Here is a 20,006-nt window from a genome sequence, read left to right as displayed (position 1 = left end):
ACGACGTGATCAAGCTCGACCGATACGACCTCGCGATCCTGCGCCTGCTCGAGCGCGACGGGCGCATCACGAAGTCGAAGCTCGCGGAAGCCGTGAACCTGTCGATTTCGCCGGCATGGGAGCGCGTGCGCAAGCTCGAGGAAAGCGGCGTGATCCGCGGCTATCGCGCGGACGTCGACTGGATCGGCACGTTTTCCGGCAGCCGCATCGTCGTCGAGGTGACGCTGTCGCGGCACACCGCGCCCGACATGCGGCGTTTCGAGGATCGCGTGGCCGCGGCGCCCGAGGTCGCGCAATGCTATGCGACGGGCGGCGGCGTCGATTACGTGCTGCACGTGGTCGCGCGCGACATCGACCATTACCAGCGCTTCATCGATGCGTTGCTGATGGAAGACCTCGGCATCGAGCGCTACTTCACGTACATCGTGACGAAGGTCGTGAAGTGCGCATCCGGCGGCGCGCCGGACTGGCTGTGAAAGTTCGCGCCGGCGCGCGGCAATACGGAAAAAAACCGGCATTTCGAGCCGTGCAAACCGAAATTTCCGCATGCGCCGGCGCGACACAATGAAGTCCGTGCCCACCAACGAGGAGACGCAGCATGCTGCCCGGACACCCCGTTCTGTTCAAGTCGACCTGCTACGTCGACGGTCGCTGGATCCACAGCGACAGTGCCGCGACGCTCGCCGTCGTGAACCCCGCCGACCAGGCCGTGATCGGCCACGTGCCGATGCTCGAACGCGCGCAGATCGTCGCGGCCATCGACGCCGCGCAGCGCGCGTACGACACCTGGCGCTGGACGCCGCAAGCCGTGCGCAGCGCCGCATTGCTGCGCTGGCATGCGCTGATCCTGCGTCACGTCGACGATCTGGCCGCGCTGCTGTCGCTCGAACAGGGCAAGCCGCTGGCCGAAGCGCGCGGCGAGATCCGCTATGCGGCGAGCTTCGTCGAATGGTTCGCGAACGAGGCGAAACGCGTCGCCGGGCGCACGATCCCGACCCACATCGACGGCGCGCATCTCGGCACCGTGATGGAGCCGGTCGGCGTCGCGGCGCTGATCACGCCGTGGAATTTCCCGGCCGCGATGATCACGCGCAAGGCGGCGGCCGCGATCGCGGTCGGTTGCGCGGTGGTCGTGAAGCCCGCGCACGAAACACCGTTCTCCGCGCTCGCGCTCGCGCAGCTCGCCGACGAGGCCGGCTTCCCGGCCGGCGTGTTCAACGTGGTGCTCGGCGAGCCGCAGATGGCGATGGAAACGCTGGTCGGCGATGCGCGCGTGCGTGCGGTGAGCTTCACCGGCTCGACGCGCGTCGGGCGGCTCGTGACCGAAACCGCCGCGAAGGCGGGCATCCGCAAGGTCGCGCTCGAACTGGGCGGCAATGCGCCGTTCATCGTGACCGAGGATGCGGATCTCGATCAGGCCGTGCGGATCGCCGTCGGCGCGAAGTTCCAGACCTCCGGCCAGGACTGCTGCGCGGCCAACCGGATACTCGTCGCGCGCCCGCTGTACGACGCGTTCGTCGAACGGTATGCGCACGCGGTGCGCGCGCTGAAGACGGGGCCGGCGTTCGAGCAGGGCGTGGACGTCGGGCCGCTGATGCATCAGGCCGCGTTCGACGCGACCGTGGCGCGCGTCGAGGACGCGCGGGCACGCGGCGCGCGCATCGTCGCGGGCGGCCGGCCGCATGCGCTCGGCGGCTGGTTCTACGAACCGACCGTGATCGCGGATGCCGCGCCCGGCATGCGCGTGGTCGACGAGGAAAACTTCGCGCCGATCTCGGCCGTCAGTGCGTTCGACACGCTCGACGAAGCGGTCGAAACGGCCAACGACACCGAGTACGGCCTCGCCGCCTACGTGTGCGCCACGCGCATCGACACGATCTTCCAACTGGTGCGGCGGCTCGATTTCGCGATGGTGTCGGTCAACGGCGTGAAATTCACCGGTGCGCCGATCCCGTTCGGCGGAATGAAGGCGTCGGGCCTCGGGCGCGAAGGCGGCGCCGAAGGCTTCGAGCCGTTCACCGAAACCAAGTACTTCTGCCTCGGCAATCTCGGCCTGCCTGTCGCGGCGACGGCCTGACCCATTCAAAGGAGCACACCATGCAACAATCGATCGACGCACTGCTGCGCGAGGACCGCGCCCACTTCATGCACCCCTCGACGCACGCGTACGACCACGAGACCGGCGCGCTGCCGGGCAAGATCGTGCGCGGCGGCGAAGGCATCCGCATCGAGGATCACCAGGGCAAGCGTTATATCGACGCGTTTGCCGGGCTCTATTGCGTGAACATCGGCTACGGCCGCACCGAAGTGGCCGACGCGATGTACGAGCAGGCGAAGCAGCTCGCGTACTACCACACGTATGTCGGCCATTCGTCGGACGCGATCATCGAGCTGTCGTCGTGCATCATCGACTGGTCGCCGGCGGGGATGAAGAAGGTCTATTACGGGATGTCGGGTTCCGACGCGAACGAGACACAGGTCAAGATCGTCTGGTACTACAACAACGTGCTCGGCCGCCCGAACAAGAAGAAGATCATTTCGCGCGAACGCGGCTATCACGGCTCGGGCATCGTGACGGGCAGCCTCACGGGCCTACCGAGCTTCCACCAGCATTTCGACCTGCCGATCGACCGCGTGAAGCATACGGTGTGTCCGCACTGGTATCGCAAGGCGCCTGCGGGCATGAGCGAGGCGCAGTTCGTCGCGTACTGCGTCGACGAACTCGAGAAGCTGATCGCGCGCGAGGGCGCCGACACGGTCGCCGCGTTCATCGCGGAGCCGGTGATGGGCACCGGCGGGATCATCGAGCCGCCGGCCGGCTACTGGCCCGCGATCCAGGCCGTGCTGCGCAAGCACGACATCCTGCTGATCTCCGATGAAGTCGTGTGCGGGTTCGGGCGGCTCGGTTCGAAGATGGGTGCGCAGCACTTCGGGATCGAGCCCGACCTGATTACCGTCGCGAAAGGGTTGACGAGTGCGTATGCGCCGCTGTCGGGCGTGATCGTCGGCGAGAAGGTGTGGGACGTGATCGCGCGCGGCTCGCAGGAACACGGGCCGATGGGGCACGGCTGGACGTATTCGGGCCATCCGGTGTGCGCGGCCGCCGCGCTCGCGAACCTCGCGATTCTGGAGCGCGAGAACCTGGTCGGCAACGCGGCGGAAGTGGGCAAGTATTTCGGCGCGAAGCTGCGCGACGCGTTCGGCACGCATCCGCTCGTCGGCGAGGTGCGCAGCGTCGGGATGCTGGCCGCGCTCGAATTCATGGCCGACAAGGACGCGCGCACGCCGTTCGATCCCGCGCTGAAGATCGGTGCGCAGGTGTCGGCTGCCGCGCTGCAGCGCGGCGTGATCGCGCGGGCGATGCCGCACGGCGACATTCTCGGCTTTGCACCGCCGCTCGTGATGACGCGCGAGGAAGCCGACGAGATCGTCGGGATCGTGAAGAAGGCGGTGGACGAGGTCGCCGAGCGGAATATTTCGGCTGTCGCGTGATATTCAAGTGGTCCTGATGCGCGTTTCGACGCGCGAGATGACGCCGCCGCATGCAAGTGCGGCGGCGTTTTTTCTTGCCGGTACGGTGCGGGAAAACGTCAATGCGTGGTGTACGGTGCGCGCCGGCTACCGATCGTCATTCAGTAATCCCACACGACCGGAACGAAACGGAAGCCGTCGCCGTTCCGTGCAACATGCCCGATGGACGGGAACGCGACATGCGCCGCGGCCAGCAGTGCGCCAGTGTCGGCCGCTTCGTTGAACAGCGCGAGACGCACGTCGACCGCCGCGTCCGGATCGTGTTCGAAGCCGTTTTGCCAGTCGGGATGGTCGAAGTTGACTTCGAAGATCGCGTCGCCCGCGAACGTCAGCTTTTCCCCGTTCGATGCGATGTCGACCACGCAGTGCCCCGGCGTATGCCCGCCCGTCACGCGCGCCGACACGCCCGCGGCGACTTCCACGGTGCGGTCGAATTGCACGATGTTTTCGCCATACAGTTCGACGAACCTCGCCGCCGCCTTGCGCAGCGCGGGCGGAACGGTGTCCGGCATCACCGTCTTACTGAAGTCCGGATTGTTCCAGAACGCCACTTCCGCTGCCGATACGTGAATGCGTACGTCGGGGCGCAGCTTCGCCTTGACGCCGTCGACGTTCAGCCCGCCGACGTGATCCATGTGCATATGCGTGATCACGATATCGGTGATCGCGGCCAGGTCGATGCCGGCCGATTCCACGCGCATCACCGAGCGCCCGGCGCGCGTGAAGTATTCGAAGCCATCGCCCACGCCCGAATCGATCAGGATCAGGCGATCGGCGCTGCGCACGAGCGCGATGTTGAGCGCCCAGTCGAACATGTCGCGTTGCAGGAAACGGCCGTCGAACCAGGCGTTGCGGTCCGCTTCGCTCACATTGGTGGACATGGTGGAAGTCGGCAGCGGCAGTACGCCGTCACTGATCAGCACGACGTCGACATCGCCGATGCGCACGGCGTAGCGGGACGGAACGAGCTCGCCTGAACCTTCGTTGCCCAGGCGGTCGATGACCGGCTGGACGTTGCGGATGGGTGCGTTCATGTTCAGTAATCCTGTTCTTTGAGTGAGGTAGTCCGCACTGCGCGGCGCAGAGCGGTTCGCGAGCGCGATCGCGAAGGTCGCGCATTTCGGTGCGCCCGGATTCCGATCGAGCATGTCAGCGATTGTAGTGACGGCCTACACACGCCAACAGCGCCGCAGGGGTGCACATCGTGTTGTCCGGACGACAACAATTCGACAGCGGCCTTCGCCGCCCGAAATGCGCATCGCCCGCCGTCCGTTGCCGGAAGGCGGGCGATGCAATGGATGCCGTTTATGGGATGCCGGGAACCGCCGGCGCGCGGGTCAACCCGGCTGACCGGGAAGCGTTTCCCCACGCAGCGAACACCCGCGCGTCTCGATCACCGCCAGCAGCGCGACCAGCCCGACCGCGCACGCAGCCATCATGTAGTACGCGGGAATCAGTGCGTTGCCGGTCTTGCCGATCAGCCAGTCGTTGACGATCGGCGCGGTGCCGCCGAACAGCGACGTCGACACGTTGTACGCAATCGCCATGCCCGCATAGCGGACGTGGGTCGGGAACATCGCCGGGAACATCGCGGAAATGGTGGCGAGCTGCGGCACGTAGAGCACGCCGAGTACCGCAAAGCCGATGAACGCGCCGAGCGGGCCGTGCGTCATCAGCGTGAACATCGGCACGGCCGCGACGAACAGCCCGACGAGCGAGAACCACCACATCGTCTTGCGGCCGACGCGGTCCGACAGCCAGCCGGCGAACGGCAGCAGCACCATCATCGCGAGCATGCCGATCAGAGGAATCAGCAGCGACATGTTCTCGCTCACGCCGAGTTCCTTGTGCATGTAGGTCGGCATGTACGCGAGCAGCACGTAGTTGACGACGTTCAGCGCGACGACCAGCCCGCCGAGCAGCAGCAGCGGCTTCGCATAGCGCACCAGCAGCAGCCGGATCGGCAGCGCGGCGGTGGCGTTTTTCTCGCAACGGTGCGCCTGCTCCTCCAGCTCGCGGAACACCGGCGTTTCCTCGAGACGCGAGCGCAGGTAGAAGCCGATCAGGCCGAGCGGCGCCGCGACGAGGAACGGCAGGCGCCAGCCCCACGCATGCATCGCCGAATCGCCGAGCAGCAGCGCGAAGCCGAGCATCAGGAACGCGCCGAGCGAGAAGCCGGCGAGCGTCGCGAATTCGAGGAAGCTGCCGCACAGGCCGCGCCGCGAATCGGGTGCGTATTCGGCGATGAAGGTCGCCGCACCGCCGTATTCGCCGCCGGTCGAGAAGCCTTGCACCATGCGCAGCACGATCAGCGCGGCCGGCGCGAGCCAGCCGGCCGTCGCATAGCTCGGCAGCACGCCGACGAGCAACGTGGCGCCCGACATCGTCAGGACCGTCAGCGCGAGCACGCGCTTGCGGCCGAGCCGGTCGCCGAGCGGCCCCCAGAACAGGCCGCCGAGCGGGCGGATCAGGAACGAGATCGCAAACGTGCCGAGGGCGAACAGCGTCGCGCTCGCGGTGTTGCCGGGAAACAGCGCGGCGGAAATGTACGCGAGGCCGTACGCGTAAATGCCGTAATCGAACCATTCGGTCGCATTGCCGAGCGCGGCGGCCGCGATCGCGACCCGCGGCAGGCTGTGCGGCTCGTCGCCGCGTTGGGTGGTCGCGTCGTCGGGAATCGACGACGCGGCGGAAACGGAAGTCCACGATGGCACGTATCGCATGAGGGGTCCTCGCTATCAGCATGCGCCCGGGCGGGCGCCGACGAGGATCAAAGTAATCCCGCCAATTTGCGATGCCGGATGTCATAGGACGATGTGGGAATCGGGGTTTTCCCGTGCCGGGGCGGGGCGGCCCGCGGAGGCCGTGGCCGGCTCGTCGCGGCGCCGGCTGGCGAACGGCGGTAAGCTGCGCGCTGCCACGCCGGATTCCTCGGACCGTGCCGCGCGTGGCGTCCCTTTTTTCACCCTTGATCAGGAGCGCATATCGTGGCGACCTACATCGTCTTTACGCGGGAAAGCACGCAGGACCAGCATGAGCTCGACATCTACGCGAGCCAGGTCGGCGCGACCCTTGCCGGCCATCCGGTGAAGGTGCTCGCCGCCTATGGGCCGCAGGAAATCCTCGAGGGTGAAGGCCCGGAAGGCGTCGTGATCGTCGAGTTCCCGTCGAAGGAGGCCGCGCACGCGTGGTATCGCGGCCCCGAATACCAGGCGGTCGTCCAGCACCGGTTCAAGGGCGCGCGCTATCGCGCGGTGCTGGTCGAGGGCGTCTGAGCGCGGCTGCGCGCGCGTTATCGCACGTGCGGCAGCAGCGCGCGCAGCCAGTACGACACGGCCACCGCGCCGCCGTCCGGCGTGCCGATCGCGCGCTCGCCGAGATAGCTGGCCCGTCCCGCGCGCGGCGTCATGCGTGTCGTTTCCTCCGCGCCTCGTTCCGCCGCTTCGACGGCCGCCGCCCAGGCACTCGCGGGATCGCGATCGCCGTCGAGCGCGCGGCCGAATGCGTCGACGGCCGGCACCAGCGCATCGAGCATCGTCCGATCGCCCCCCTGCGCGCCGCCGAGTTCGCTGATCGCATCCACCGCCGCGCGGAACGCCGCGGCCCAGTCGCGCGGCGACGGCTCGGCGCTATCGGCGCCATCGGCCAGCCGGCGTGACGCGCGCAGCAGCGCGGTCGCATAGAACGGCCCGGAGCTGCCGGCGATCGCGCGGCGCAATGCGGCGCCGAGCGCCGCGAGCGCACCGGCCGGCGTGCCGTACGCGGTGTCGGGCAATTCGAGGATCGCCTGCGCGGCGCGCCGCATGCTCGCGCCGAGATCGCCGTCGCCGGCTGCCGCGTCGAGATCCGTCAGCGTCTGCTCGTGGTCGATCAGCGTCTGCGCCACCGCGTGCAGCGCCGGTTGCAGACGCGCGGCCCACGCACGGCCGGCCGCATCGAGCGGCGGCGGCGGTGCATCTTGCGACACGGCTGCGGCCATGCGAATCCGCGTGTTCACGAGGCCGCCGCCCGGCCAGGCGCGCGCTTGCGTCGGCGCGTCGAGCAGCGCCGCGCGTTCGTCGTTCAGCCGCAGCACCGAGATCGAGCAGCCCGGCATGTTCAGCGCGGACAGGAACGTGCCGGCCCATGCGCGCGCGATGACGATGCCGCGCCGGCTCAGGTTGTCGAACGCGGCGCGCAGCACGATCGCGAGCTCCATGTCCGGCGTCGCGCCGAGGCCGTTGACGAACAGCGCGACGCGTTCGTCGCGGTCGAGCACGAGATCGGCGACGATGCTCGACAGCAGCGTGTCGGCCAGCGCATCGGCCGGCAGCGGCGCGCGGCGCTCGACGCCTTTCTCGCCGTGGATGCCCAGGCCCAGCTCGATCTCGTGATCGGCGAGGCTGAAGCCCGATTTGTCTGCGCCCGGGATCGTGCAGCCGTCGAGCGCGACGCCCATCGTGCCGAGCTCGGCCGCCGCGTCGCGCGCGATGCTCGCGACGCGGGCCAGCGGCAGTCCGCGCGCGGCGGCGGCGCCCGCGAGCTTGTGGATCAGCACCGTGCCGGCGATCCCGCGCCGCTGGCCGCGCTCGACGCGGCCGCGCAGCGACACGTCGTCGGCGACGATGACGGTTTCGACCGGAATGCCTTCCGCGCGCGCCAGTTCGGCGGCGAGCCCGAAATTGAGCCGGTCGCCGGTGTAGTTCTTCACGATCAGCAGCGCGCCGTTCGGGCCGGCGCTCGCGCGGATCGCGGCGAGCACGGCGTCGGTCGACGGCGACGTGAACACTTCGCCGCACACGGCGGCGCTCAGCATCCCTTCGCCGACGTAGCCGCCGTGCGCGGGCTCGTGGCCGCTGCCGCCGCCGGACAGGATCGCGACCGGCCGCTGCGACGGCTCCGGCAGCGGCTGGCGGACGAGCACGTGCTCGTCGCCGAGGATCGCGAGATGCGGCGATTGCCGTGCGATGCCTTCCAGCATTTCTCGCACGACGTCGGACGGGCGGTTCACAAGCTTCTTCATGGCGACGGATTCCGGACGGGTGAACAGGGCTCGGCCGGGGCGCGCACGGGCGCCGGTCGGCTTTCGTGTTGCGGAGGATCGTGCGTGCGTCGTTGCCGGTCGCGGATGGCCGCGTAACGGGCGACCGGGTGCGGGGTGGGCAACGAAACGTACGCTTCGCGCCAAGATACATCAGGTTCGGACGTTGCGGCACGGATCGCGCTGCGATGGCGCCGGGGCCGAGCGACGGCGCCCGCCGGATGCCGCTATTTCAGCGCGGTGATCGCCTTCGCGCGAATCAGTCGCGCGCGCAGCACGTTGCGGCTGATGCCGAGCAACTGCGCGGCGCGGATCTGGTTGCGGTGACTGAATTCGAACGCGACACGCATCACGGTGTCCTCGATGTGTTCGAACAGGTTGCCGTGCCCGTCATCGAACAGGTCGCGCAGCGCATGCTCGAGCGCCGCCTGTGCATCGGCGGACGACTCGGTTGCCTGCGCGGTCACGACCGGCACACACGGCGGCGCGATGTGCAGGTCGGTGTCCTGCAGCACGTCGTGACGGCTCACGAGCAGCGCATGATGGATCACATTCTCCAGTTCGCGGATATTGCCGGGCCAGCCGTGCGCCTGGAGCCGTCGCTCGGCGCGCGGATCGATGCGACGCGGGCCGCCGCCGAGCCGGTCGCGGTACATGTCGAAGAAGTGGCGCGCGAGCGGCAGGATGTCGCCCGGACGGTCGCGCAACGGCGGGACCGCGAGCTGCACGACGTTGAGCCGGTAGAACAGGTCGCCGCGAAACTGCCCGGCCGCGACCGCCTGTTGCAAGCCGACGTTGGTCGCCGCGACCACCCGTACGTCGACCGGAATCCCGGTGCGCGAACCGAGCCGCACGACCTCGCGCTCCTGCAGCACGCGCAGCAGCTTGACCTGCATCGCGAGCGGCAGGTCGCCGATTTCATCGAGAAACAGCGTGCCGCCGTGCGCGGCTTCGAACCAGCCGGGCTTCGCGCTGAATGCGCCGGTAAACGCGCCTTTTTCGTGGCCGAACAGTTCGCTATCGACGAGCGTTTCGGAGAACGCGCCGCAGTTCACCGCGACGAACGGCCCGTCGCGACGGGCGCCGAGCTCGTGCACGTGGCGCGCGATCAGTTCCTTGCCGGTGCCCGTCTCGCCGACGATCAGCACGTTCGCGTCGCTCGGCGCGACGCGGCGAACCTGTTCGAGCAGCGCGAGCGAACACGGATCGGCGAACACCTGCGCCTGCGCGCGGGCCTGCGCGTGACGTTCGGGCAGCGTGTGCACGGGCGCCGCGGCTTGAAGGCCTGCGGGGTCGCGGGAAGCGGTAACGACACGAAGATTGAGCGGGCGCGGCGATGCGGAAATGGAAGTCATGGCGATGAACCGTTGGATGGCCGGGCAATGCGGGCCGGCTGCTGCGTAACCAGCAAAGTGTTGAACGTTTCGCCGCGCGCGAAAAGCATCGATTTCTGATAACCAAAGCGCGATTGCTGCGGAACCCGCCATGGCGCGGAAGAGCGGCGGTGCAGTGATGTCACGGCATCAAATTCAGCGCTATCGCGCGTGATGCGCTGCTGCCTGATCAGCATCGCATCAGCAGATCCGCTGCACGGGGTTCATCGCGTGACGGAATATCGATGTGACGCGTGAGCCGGAACGCTTGCCACTGCCGCGCATTTGGCCGAGCGCCATTTCTGACGGGCGATGGCGAGAAACTTCGCGGTGCAGACGAAATTTCCGTCACGCACCCGAACCAATGGCACGCTCCTTGCTGACCCGAACCGGTATCGCCGCATTGCGCGCGGCTTCACCACGGGAACGCATTGCATGAGCCATACCCTCAACGTCGTCGCGATATCGGGCGGCCTGCAGCGGCCGTCGCGCACGCTCGCGCTGACCGACGCGATCGTCACGGCGCTCGGCGCCGCGCTGCCGATCGAGACGCGATTGATCGAACTCGGCGAGATCGGCAGCCGGCTGGCCGGCGCGCTCACGCGTGCGCAGGTACCGCCTGATCTCGATGCGCTGATCCGCGCGATCGAGACGGCTGACGCACTCGTCGTCGCGAGCCCGGTGTATCGCGCGTCGTACACGGGCCTCTTCAAGCACCTGTTCGACCTCGTGCGCCATGACGCGCTCGTCGACGTGCCGGTGCTGCTCGCGGCCACCGGCGGCAGCGAGCGGCACGCGCTCGTGATCGACCATCAGTTGCGCCCGCTGTTCAGCTTCTTCCAGGCGCGCACGCTGCCGATCGGCGTGTATGCGTCCGAAAGCGATTTCGACCAGTACCAGATCGCCAGTCCGGCGTTGCGCGAGCGCATCGCGCTCGCCGTGAATCGCGCGGTGCCGCAACTGCGCGCGCCCGTGCTTTCCGCCGCGGCCGCGTAAGCCGCTTTTTCGTTTCCCCTTCGACCAGGACACCTTCATGAGCCTTCCCGACCCTTCCGCCGATGGCGTCAAATTCGCGTACTGGGTGCCGAACGTCAGCGGCGGCCTCGTCGTCAGCACGATCGAGCAGCGCACCGACTGGAGCCTCGAATACAACCAGAAGCTCGCGCGCACGGCCGAGGCGGCCGGCTTCGACTACGCGCTGAGCCAGATCCGCTTCACGGCCGGCTACGGCGCGGAATACCAGCACGAGTCGGTGTCGTTCAGCCAGGCGCTGCTGCATGCGACGACGAAGCTCAAGGTGCTCGCCGCGATCCTGCCGGGGCCATGGCATCCGGCCGTGGTCGCGAAGCAGCTCGCGACGATCGACCACATCTCGAACGGACGCATCGCGATCAACGTCGTGAGCGGGTGGTTCAAGGGCGAATTCACCGCGATCGGCGAGCCATGGCTTGAGCACGACGAACGCTATCGACGCTCGAAGGAATTCATCCAGGCGCTCAAGGGTATCTGGACGCAGGACAATTTCACGTTCAAGGGCGACTTCTACCGCTTCAACGATTACACGCTGAGCCCGAAGCCGGTGCAGAAGCCGCATCCGGAAATCTTCCAGGGCGGCAGTTCGCGCGCGGCGCGCGACAACGCGGCGAGCGTGTCGGACTGGTATTTCACGAACGGCAATACGCCGGAGAACCTGAAGGCGCAGATCGACGACATTCGCGCGAAGGCGGCGGCGAACAACCATCGCGTGCGCATCGGCGTCAATGCATTCGTGATCGCGCGCGACACCGAGGAAGAAGCGAAGGCCGTGCTCGACGACATCATCCGGCATGCGCACGTCGAGGCCGTGCACGCGTTCGGCGATGCGGTGAAGCAGGCCGGCAAGGCGTCGCCCGAAGGCGAAGGCAACTGGGCGAAATCGACGTTCGAGGATCTCGTGCAGTACAACGACGGCTTCCGCACGAACCTGATCGGCACGCCGCAGCAGATCGCCGAGCGGATCGTCGCGCTGAAGGCGATCGGCGTCGATCTGGTGCTGGCCGGGTTCCTGCATTTCATCGAGGAAGTCGAGTATTTCGGCAAGCGCGTGCTGCCGCTCGTGCGCGAACTCGAGGCGCAGCGGCAGGCCGTTGCCGCGTGACGCGGGCCGCCGCCCGCGTGCGGCCCGCGATCGTGCGGGCCCGCGCGGCGGCACGATGCTTACGCGATGCCCGCCGACTTCGACGCCTCGACGAGCATTTCCACGCCGAGGCCGCCGAGCACTGCGCCCATCGCCCAGCGCTGCGCGAGCAGCAGCGTCGGGCGGCCGTGCAGGAACTTCGCCAGGCTGCCCGAGCAGATCGCCACCAGCCCGTTGGCCGACGCGAACGCGGCGATCAGCAGCGAGCCGAGAAACAGCGACTGGCCGAACACGCTGCCATGCCCGTAGTCGATGAACTGCGGCAACAGCGACACGAACAGCATCGCGAGCTTCGGGTTCAGCACGCTGGTCGTCGCGCCCATCGCGAGCAGCCGCAGCGGCTGCTCGTTCGGCAGCGTCTTCACCTCGAACGGCGAGCGGCCGCCGGGCCGCACCGCCTGCCATGCGAGGTACAGCAGATAGGTCGCCCCGACCGCGCCCAGCACGCTGCCCGCATAGGGCACGCTCATGAACAGCGTCGTGATGCCGAACGCCGCGGCGAACATGTAGAACAGGTAGCCGAGCATCACGCCCGCGAGCGAAACGAGGCCCGCCGCCCGCCCTTGCGCGATCGAGCGCGACATCACGTAGACCATGTTCGGCCCCGGCGTGACCGCGAGCATGCCGCCGATGACGAGAAACCCGTAGAGCGATCCGGACGTTTGCATGTTTTCCGCTTCCTGCGTCGAATGAGTGCTGACGGCGTTCATTGTCCGGCGCTGGAGGCGAACAGTAAAACGGGATAAACTGAATCGATTGATCAGTTTTTCTGAATTAAAATGAAGAAGCTCGACCTCGATGTGCTCGCGATGGTGGTGGCCGTCGCGGAATCCGGATCGTTTGCGCAGGGTGCGCAGGCCGTGCACCGGTCGCCGTCGGCGGTGAGCATGCAGATCAGGACGCTGGAAGACGCGCTCGGCAAGCCGCTGTTCATCCGCGACACGCGCAACGTGACGCCGACCGACGACGGCAGGATGCTCGCCGACTATGGCCGCCGGATGCTCGCGATGCGCGACGAGGCGTGGGCGTCGGTCGTGCGTCCGGAGATCCGCGGCCGCGTGACGATCGGCGTGCCCGACGATTACATCTCGTCGCTGCTGCCGCAGGTGCTCGGGAAGTTCGCCGCGATGCATCCGCGCGTGGAAGTGCGCGTGATCGGCCAGCCGAGCAGTGCGCTCGTGCCGATGCTGAAGGACAACACGGTCGACCTCGCGTGCCTGACCCGGGTCAAGGGCGTGTCCGGCGAGCTGATCCGGCTCGAGCCGATCGTCTGGACGGGATCGCCGAAACGGAACGTGTGGGAAGAGCGGCCGCTGCCGGTTGCGCTGTTCTCGCATGGCAGCACGGCGCGCGACCATGCGATCAAGGCGCTGAACCGGCGGAAGATTCCGTTCCGGATGTCGTACGAAAGCCCGAGTTTCCTCGGGCTGCTCAGCATGGTCGAGGCCGGCCTCGCGATCGCGCCGCTCGCGCGCTGCTGCGTGCCCGATCACCTGTTGCAGCTGTCGGAGAGCCACGGGCTGCCGTCGCTCGGCGAACTCGAGGTCGTGCTCGCGCGCAGCGCGCAGTCCGCGCGGCCGCCGTGCGACTACCTTGCCGAGCAGATTCTCGGCGAGTGGCGTGCGTGAGGCTCGCTACGCGCGATGCGTCAACACGACGTCAGCAGCCATTCGCGAAACGCGACCAGCGACGGCAGCGTTTCGTTGCCCGGCGGGTAGACGAGGTAATAGCTGCGCTGGCTGGTAATCGCGTCGCCGATCGACACGAGCTCGCCGCGGCTCAATTCGTCCTCCACCAGCACCTTCGGCACCAGCCCGATCCCCATTCCCGCGCGCACGGCCTGGATCAGGTGCGACGTCAGCTCGAAACTCGGACCGATCCGCATCTGGCGATGGTCGAGCCGATAGTGCGAGAACCACTCTGCCCAGGCCTGCTGATTGCTCGTCACGCCCAGCAGCGTCTGCCTTGCGGCCCAGGCCGGCATGCGTGCGTCGGCCTTGCGGCCGCGGCCCGTGTCGGGCGGCGCGATCGCGATCAGGAACTCGTTGTACAGCCGGTGCGCGTGCAGGCCCGGCCAGTCGCCCGCGCCGACGGTGATCGCCGCGTCGAGGTCGTCGTGGAGGAAATCGACCGCGCCGATCCTTGAATGAAGGTGCACGGTCACGCCCGGATGCGCGGCGTAGAAGCCGTGCAGGTGCGGCAGCAGCCATTTCGAGCCGAACGTCGGCAGGGTGGCCAGCCGCAGCGTGCCGGCGCCGGCCTGGTGCGACATCGCCTGCAGCGTCGCGCCGCGGATGCGCCCGAGCGCGCCGCTTAGCTCGGCGAAGTAGCGGCGGCCGACTTCGGTCAGCTTGACCGAGCGGCCCTCGCGCCGGAACAGCGGCACGCCGAGCTGATCCTCGAGCGTCTGCACCTGCCGGCTGATCGCGCTCTGGCTCAGCGACAGTTCTTCGGCCGCACGCGTGTAGCTTTCATGCCGCGCGGCGGCCTCGAACACGAGCAGCAGCGACATCGACGGGGTGAGGCGGCGGTAATTCATGAGTTTTATGCAAGCTTCGCCGGGTAAGAATTCGTTTGTTTATGGCGGAAGATCGAAAGATACTGCAATTCCCGGTTGTGCGGAAACTTGCCAAAAAATCATGTTTTGGCGTGCGTGAACCGGCCGGCTCCACCCACATTGCGCCTTTGCCCCATGTCGATCGCCCCGTTGCCCCGTCCCGCCAGCCCGTCCGCGAACGTTTACCGCGATTTTCTCGCCGCGCTGCAGGTGGCCGGCTTCGCCGGGGAAATCCGTGCGGACCACGCGAACCGGACCGTGCAGGCCACCGACAACTCGATCTACCAGCGCCTGCCGCAGGCGGTGATCTGCCCCGCGCATGCGGATGACGTGCAGCTGCTGGCCCGACTGCTGGCCGAACCCGCGCACCGCGACGTCGCGGTGGCCGCGCGCGGCGGCGGCACCGGCACCAACGGGCAGTCGCTGACCGACGGCATCGTCGTCGACCTGTCGCGCAACATGAACCGGATCCTCGAAATCAACGCGCAAGCGCGCTGGGTGCGCGTCGAGGCGGGCGTCGTCAAGGATCAGCTCAATGCGGCGTTGAAGCCGCACGGGCTGTTCTTCGCGCCGGAGCTGTCGACGTCGAACCGTGCGACCGTCGGCGGGATGATCAACACCGACGCGAGCGGGCAGGGCAGCTGCACGTACGGCAAGACGCGCGATCACGTGCTCGAACTCGATTTCGTGCTGATGGGCGGCGAGCGGCTGCACAGCGACGCGCTCGACGATGAAGAACTGGCGCGCCGCTGCGCGCGGCAGGACCGCGTCGGCAAGGTGTATCGCACCGCGCGACGCATCAGCGACGACAAGGCGGCGCTGATCGACGCGAAATTTCCGAAGCTCAATCGCTGCCTGACCGGCTATGACCTCGCGCACCTGCGCGAACCCGACGGCCGCTTCAACCTGAACAGCGTGTTGTGCGGCGCGGAAGGGTCGCTCGGCTTCGTCGTCGAGGCGAAGCTCAACGTGCTGCCGATTCCGAAATATTCGGTGCTGGTCAACGTGCGCTACGCGGGCTTCATGGACGCGCTGCGCGATGCGCGCGCGCTGCTCGAACTCGCGCCGCTGTCGATCGAGACGGTCGACTCGAAGGTACTGATGCTGGCGATGAAGGACTTCGTGTGGAGCAGCGTGGCCGAGTATTTCCCGCAGGACGACGCGCGTCCGACGCTCGGCATCAACCTGATCGAATTCAGCGGCGACGACGAACGCGACGTCGATGCACGCGTGCGTGCGTTCGTCGAGCATCTGCGCACCGATACGAGCGTCGAGCGTCTCGGCCATACGCTCGCGGCCGGCGACGACGCGGTGAAGCGCGTGTATGCGATGCGCAAGCGCGCGGTCGGCCTGCTCGGCAACGTGCAGGGCGAGGCGCGGCCGCAGCCGTTCGTCGAGGACACCGCGGTGCCGCCCGAGAACCTCGCCGCGTACATCGCCGAATTCCGCGCGCTGCTCGACGGCCACGGGCTGCAGTACGGGATGTTCGGCCACGTCGATGCCGGCGTGCTGCACGTGCGCCCGGCGCTCGACATGAAGGACCCGAAGCAGGCCGCGCTGGTGCGGCCCGTGTCGGATGCGGTGGCCGAGCTCACGCAGCGCCATGGTGGCCTGTTATGGGGCGAGCACGGCAAGGGCGTGCGCTCCGAATATGCGCCGGCGTTTTTCGGCGAGCTGTATCCGTCGCTGCAGCAGCTGAAGGCCGCGTTCGATCCGCACAACCAGTTCAACCCGGGCAAGATCGCGACGCCGCCGGACCCTACGCTGCGGCTGCTGAAGATCGACGAGGTGCCGACGCGCGGCGACCACGACCGGCAGATCGACGAGCGCGTGTGGCAAAGCTACGGCACCGCGATGCATTGCAACGGCAACGGCGCGTGCTACAACTTCGATCCGGACGACGCGATGTGTCCGTCGTGGAAGGCGACGCGCGAACGCGTGCAGTCGCCGAAGGGGCGCGCGTCGCTGATGCGCGAATGGTTGCGTCTGCAAGGGCAGGCCGGCGTCGACGTCGTCGCGGCGGCGCGCACGCGGCAGCCGTTCCTGCGCGGGCTGGCGGAGCGCTGGCGCAACAGTCGCAACGCCCGCAACGCCCTCGATGGCGACGCGGATTTCTCGCACGAGGTGTACGACGCGATGGCCGGGTGCCTCGCATGCAAATCGTGCGCGGGGCAGTGCCCGGTCAAGGTCAACGTGCCCGAGTTTCGCTCGCGCTTTCTCCAGCTGTATCACCAGCGTTACCTGCGGCCGTTGCGCGACTACCTGATCGGCTCGCTCGAATTCACGATGCCGTGGATGGCGCGCGTGCCCGCGCTGTACAACGGGATGATGGGCGCCGGCTGGGTGAGGACGCTGCTCGAGCGCCAGGTCGGCATGGTCGATAGCCCGCTGCTGAGCCGCTTCGATCTCGCGGCCGTGATCCGCGCATGGCGCGTGAAGCCGGCCGACCCGCATGCGCTCGCCGCGCTCAGCGAGGCGCAGCGCGCGCGCAGCGTCGTCATCGTGCAGGACACGTTCACGCGCTATTTCGATACCGAGCAACTGGCGACGCTGATCGAGCTGGCGGCGCGCCTGGGCTTTCAGGTGTGGCTCGCACCGCTCGCGCCGAACGGCAAGGCGCTGCACGTGCAGGGATTTCTTCATGCATTCGAAAAGGCGGCGATCCGCAACGCGACGCAACTGGCCGCACTGGCGCGCTCGGGTGTCGCGCTGGTCGGCCTCGATCCGGCGATGACGCTCACGTATCGGCAGGAATACCTGAAGGTGACCGGGCTCACCGACGTGCCGAAGGTCGCGCTGCCGCAGGAATGGTTGCTGGATGCGCTGCCGCAAGCCGGTGCGGGCGGGGCGACGGTTTCATACCGGTTGCTGCCGCACTGCACCGAAAGAACCAATGCGCCCGACAGCGGCAAGCAATGGGCGCAGGTGTTCGCGCGTCGCGGGCTGCGCTTGCAGGTTCAGGCGACCGGGTGCTGCGGGATGTCGGGCACGTACGGGCACGAGGCGCGCAATCTCGCGACGTCGAAGACGATCTATGCGCAGTCGTGGGCCGCGCACGTCGACGGGGCGCAGCAGGAGGGCGAGGCGCTGGCGACCGGGTATTCGTGTCGCAGCCAGGTGAAACGCCTGTCGTCGAAGCAGGTGCGCCATCCGCTGCAGGCGCTGCTCGATCATGTGCGGGTGGTGGGGTGATGCTGTAGCGGTGCAGCCCGTAAGGGCGCGTCCCTCGCGCGTCGAGCGGCAATCCCCGTGCCGCTTTCGACCTGGGCCGGCGCTGGTCAGGCGTCGGCTTTCGCCGCTTTCCGCGAGCGCGGTTTTTCCGCTGCGGGAAGCACGCCGACGCCGCGCGGCCGTTTCGGCTCGATCCGCATTTGTCGGATCACGCGCCGGAAGTCGATCTCGTGCGCGGCCAGCGTGCCGATCAGTTTCGCGATGACCGCGAGGTGGGAAGGGACGGTGCCCTTGCTCGAATAGTTGGTGATCGAACTTTCGTTCATCCGGATCAGGCGGGCGAACTCGCGCGCCGTCAACTGCGCCTTCTTCAACTCCTGTTGGAATTCCGCATACGCCATTGCACACATGATGCTTCGTCTCCGTGAATCGGTATTCTGCCCGCGCGGCGCCGGTGCCGACGGGTGGCGTTCCCGTCGTGCCGGCGCCGCGTCGGATTACATCTTCACCTGGTCGAGGAAAGTCTTCTTGCCGCCCTTGTAGCCGTAGATCGAGATGATCCCGTGCGTCAGGTCGCCCTTCGCGTCGAACGTCGTCGTGCCGATCACGCCGTCGTACTTCGTCGCCGGCATTGCCGCGAGGATCTTCGCCGGGTCGGTCGAGTTTGCGCGCTTCATCGCGTCGACCACGATGTAGACCGCGTCATACGCGAACGGCGCATCGAACTTGATGCCCTGGTTGAAGCGCTTCTGGTACTTCGCGAGGAAGCCCGCGCCGCCCGGCATCTTCTCGAGCGCCGCGCCTGCCTGCGAGCAGAGCACGTTGTCGGCCGCCGGGCCGGCCAGTTCGGCCAGCGAATCGGTGCACACGCCGTCGCCGGACAGGATCTTCGCGCGCAGGCCGAGTTGCTTCGCCTGCTTCGCGAGCGGGCCGCCGGTGGCGTCCATGCCGCCGTACATGATCGCGTCGGGGTTCTCGCCCTTGATTTTCGTCAGGATCGCGCGGAAGTCGACCGCCTTGTCGTTGGTCGCGTCGTGCGACAGCACCTTCAGGCCGAGCGCCTTCGCCTTCTTCTCGAACTCGTTCGCGAGGCCCTGGCCGTACGCGGTCGAATCGTCGACCACCGCGACGCTCTTCACGCCCTTCGACTGCGCGTAGCTCGCGAGCGCGGGGCCCTGCTGCGCGTCGGTGGCGACCACGCGGTAGGTCGTCTTGAAGCCTTGCTGCGTGTAGGTCGGGTTCGTGGCCGACGGCGAGATCTGCACGATGCCCGCGTCGCTGTAGATCTTCGACGCCGGAATCGACGTGCCCGAGTTCAGGTGGCCGATGACGGCGACGACCTTGTCGTCGACGAGCTTCTGCGCAACCTGGGTGGCCTGGCGCGGGTCGGCCGCGTCATCCTGCGCGTCGAATTGCAGCGTGATCTTCTTGCCGCCGATCGTAAGGCCCTTCGCGTTGATTTCCTCGACCGCGAGGCGCGCGCCGTTCTCATTGTCCTTGCCGAGGTGCGAGATACCGCCTGTCGTCGGTTCGACGCTGCCGATCTTCACGACCTGGTCGGCCATCGCGCTCGACGCGGCCGCGAACGCGGCGGCTGCCAGTGCAACGGTGATCAGGGGTTTGCAGCGCATGCCGACAGTGCTTCGTTCCATCTGCCATCTCCGGATTGAATGTCTTTCTATTGACGTCTCGACTGGCCGGCTGCGGGGCCGGGGCGATCGGACGAGTCTCCATACCCATCACGGGCTTCACTTGCATGGCGCCCGGCCGACAGACCTGCGTTGCCGCTGGACGTCACGCAATCGTATGAATATATATGAAGCCGCTTTTGCGCGCTGCGGCGAATCCCGTAGCGGGCCGGCGCGGCACGGGTCGACGCCCGGCCGTCGAAGGCTCCGGATGCCGGAAATCGTGCACTGCGGCGAGCCGCAGGTTGCGATTCGCTGTCGTCGGCCTTACGGCCGCATCCATTATTCGGCCGGTCGCCGCGACGAAGCCATGGACACTGACGCGCGGTCAATCGGGAACTGTTCGGTCGATTTGTCTGCACAGTTTGGTCACTCGAGAATCGCGTCCCCGGTTTCGGGGTCCTGCTTCATCAAGAGCGATTGCTGCCGAGATGCAACTAACGGTCAAGTTCGGTAGCGCCTGTGAGTGGGTGCCGATTGCACCGGCCGA

17 protein-coding genes are annotated in these 20,006 nt (G+C 67.5%); 8 read left to right on the top strand and 9 right to left on the bottom strand.

Features of this window, described 5'->3' with window-relative positions:
* Positions 1-5 precede the first annotated feature (5 nt).
* The 3 genes from SY91_RS31760 (at position 6) to SY91_RS31750 (ending at position 3,492) form a co-directional block, all read left to right on the top strand.
* Positions 6-476: an Lrp/AsnC family transcriptional regulator gene (locus SY91_RS31760; RefSeq protein WP_077220271.1), complete on the top strand. Its 471-nt coding sequence runs from the start codon at positions 6-8 to the stop codon at positions 474-476.
* Positions 477-598: 122 nt separating this feature from the next.
* Positions 599-2,077: an NAD-dependent succinate-semialdehyde dehydrogenase gene (locus SY91_RS31755; protein ID WP_185921434.1), complete on the top strand. Its 1,479-nt coding sequence runs from the start codon at positions 599-601 to the stop codon at positions 2,075-2,077.
* A gap of 20 nt (positions 2,078-2,097) precedes the next feature.
* Entirely contained in the window at positions 2,098-3,492 is a 1,395-nt protein-coding gene (locus SY91_RS31750; protein WP_185921433.1) for an aspartate aminotransferase family protein, read from the top strand.
* Between the two features lie 140 nt (positions 3,493-3,632).
* Here SY91_RS31750 and SY91_RS31745 read toward each other — a convergent pair whose 3' ends face one another.
* Positions 3,633-4,565: an MBL fold metallo-hydrolase gene (locus tag SY91_RS31745; RefSeq protein WP_185921432.1), complete on the bottom strand. Its 933-nt coding sequence runs from the start codon at positions 4,563-4,565 to the stop codon at positions 3,633-3,635.
* Between the two features lie 303 nt (positions 4,566-4,868).
* Positions 4,869-6,254 (bottom strand): MFS transporter, encoded by a 1,386-nt coding sequence (locus tag SY91_RS31740; protein WP_185921431.1) that lies wholly within the window; start codon positions 6,252-6,254, stop codon positions 4,869-4,871.
* 264 nt (positions 6,255-6,518) lie between these two features.
* Here SY91_RS31740 and SY91_RS31735 point away from each other — a divergent pair, with 264 nt between their 5' ends.
* On the top strand, positions 6,519-6,806 hold the full coding sequence (locus SY91_RS31735; protein WP_011549330.1) for a DUF1330 domain-containing protein: 288 nt from the start codon (positions 6,519-6,521) through the stop codon (positions 6,804-6,806).
* Positions 6,807-6,823: 17 nt separating this feature from the next.
* Here the strand turns inward: SY91_RS31735 and SY91_RS31730 are convergent, their stop codons facing one another.
* The 3 genes from SY91_RS31730 to SY91_RS31720 all read right to left on the bottom strand — a co-directional run bounded on the left by SY91_RS31730 (position 6,824) and on the right by SY91_RS31720 (position 10,121).
* Complete coding sequence (locus tag SY91_RS31730) at positions 6,824-8,533, bottom strand: dihydroxyacetone kinase family protein (RefSeq protein ID WP_185921430.1); 1,710 nt, start codon at positions 8,531-8,533, stop codon at positions 6,824-6,826.
* A gap of 245 nt (positions 8,534-8,778) precedes the next feature.
* Complete coding sequence (locus SY91_RS31725) at positions 8,779-9,906, bottom strand: sigma-54 interaction domain-containing protein (RefSeq protein WP_185921429.1); 1,128 nt, start codon at positions 9,904-9,906, stop codon at positions 8,779-8,781.
* Positions 9,903-10,121: a hypothetical protein gene (locus SY91_RS31720; protein ID WP_185642901.1), complete on the bottom strand. Its 219-nt coding sequence runs from the start codon at positions 10,119-10,121 to the stop codon at positions 9,903-9,905. Before SY91_RS31720 ends, SY91_RS31725 begins: the two co-directional genes overlap by 4 nt.
* A gap of 238 nt (positions 10,122-10,359) precedes the next feature.
* On the opposite strand from SY91_RS31720, the gene msuE reads away from it, so the two are divergent.
* Together msuE and sfnG are read left to right on the top strand one after the other, a co-directional pair.
* Complete coding sequence (gene msuE, locus SY91_RS31715) at positions 10,360-10,920, top strand: FMN reductase (RefSeq protein WP_185921428.1); 561 nt, start codon at positions 10,360-10,362, stop codon at positions 10,918-10,920.
* 37 nt (positions 10,921-10,957) lie between these two features.
* Positions 10,958-12,061 (top strand): dimethylsulfone monooxygenase SfnG, encoded by a 1,104-nt coding sequence (sfnG, locus tag SY91_RS31710; protein ID WP_006481025.1) that lies wholly within the window; start codon positions 10,958-10,960, stop codon positions 12,059-12,061.
* Between the two features lie 59 nt (positions 12,062-12,120).
* Here the strand turns inward: sfnG and SY91_RS31705 are convergent, their stop codons facing one another.
* A complete protein-coding gene (locus SY91_RS31705; RefSeq protein ID WP_053523905.1) occupies positions 12,121-12,768 on the bottom strand; it encodes a LysE family translocator in 648 nt (215 codons plus the stop codon).
* 111 nt (positions 12,769-12,879) lie between these two features.
* Between SY91_RS31705 and SY91_RS31700 the strand changes: the two genes are divergently transcribed.
* Complete coding sequence (locus SY91_RS31700) at positions 12,880-13,728, top strand: LysR substrate-binding domain-containing protein (protein WP_185921427.1); 849 nt, start codon at positions 12,880-12,882, stop codon at positions 13,726-13,728.
* A 20-nt stretch (positions 13,729-13,748) separates the two neighbouring features.
* Here the strand turns inward: SY91_RS31700 and SY91_RS31695 are convergent, their stop codons facing one another.
* Complete coding sequence (locus tag SY91_RS31695; RefSeq protein WP_185921426.1) at positions 13,749-14,639, bottom strand: LysR substrate-binding domain-containing protein; 891 nt, start codon at positions 14,637-14,639, stop codon at positions 13,749-13,751.
* Positions 14,640-14,792: 153 nt separating this feature from the next.
* Here SY91_RS31695 and SY91_RS31690 point away from each other — a divergent pair, with 153 nt between their 5' ends.
* On the top strand, positions 14,793-17,849 hold the full coding sequence (locus SY91_RS31690) for an FAD-binding and (Fe-S)-binding domain-containing protein (RefSeq protein ID WP_185921425.1): 3,057 nt from the start codon (positions 14,793-14,795) through the stop codon (positions 17,847-17,849).
* An 86-nt stretch (positions 17,850-17,935) separates the two neighbouring features.
* On the opposite strand, the gene SY91_RS31685 is transcribed toward SY91_RS31690, so the two are convergent.
* Together SY91_RS31685 and SY91_RS31680 are read right to left on the bottom strand one after the other, a co-directional pair.
* On the bottom strand, positions 17,936-18,238 hold the full coding sequence (locus SY91_RS31685; RefSeq protein ID WP_006481030.1) for a hypothetical protein: 303 nt from the start codon (positions 18,236-18,238) through the stop codon (positions 17,936-17,938).
* A gap of 87 nt (positions 18,239-18,325) precedes the next feature.
* Positions 18,326-19,480, bottom strand: a complete 1,155-nt coding sequence (locus SY91_RS31680; RefSeq protein WP_006481031.1) for a branched-chain amino acid ABC transporter substrate-binding protein — start codon at positions 19,478-19,480, stop codon at positions 18,326-18,328.
* Positions 19,481-20,006: the final 526 nt, after the last annotated feature.

It is taken from the genome of Burkholderia cenocepacia (assembly GCF_014211915.1).
GTDB classification, from domain to species: Bacteria; Pseudomonadota; Gammaproteobacteria; order Burkholderiales; family Burkholderiaceae; genus Burkholderia; species Burkholderia orbicola.
The sequence above is the reverse complement of the archived record's forward strand: the minus strand, read 5'-3'. Positions and strand labels throughout refer to the sequence as shown.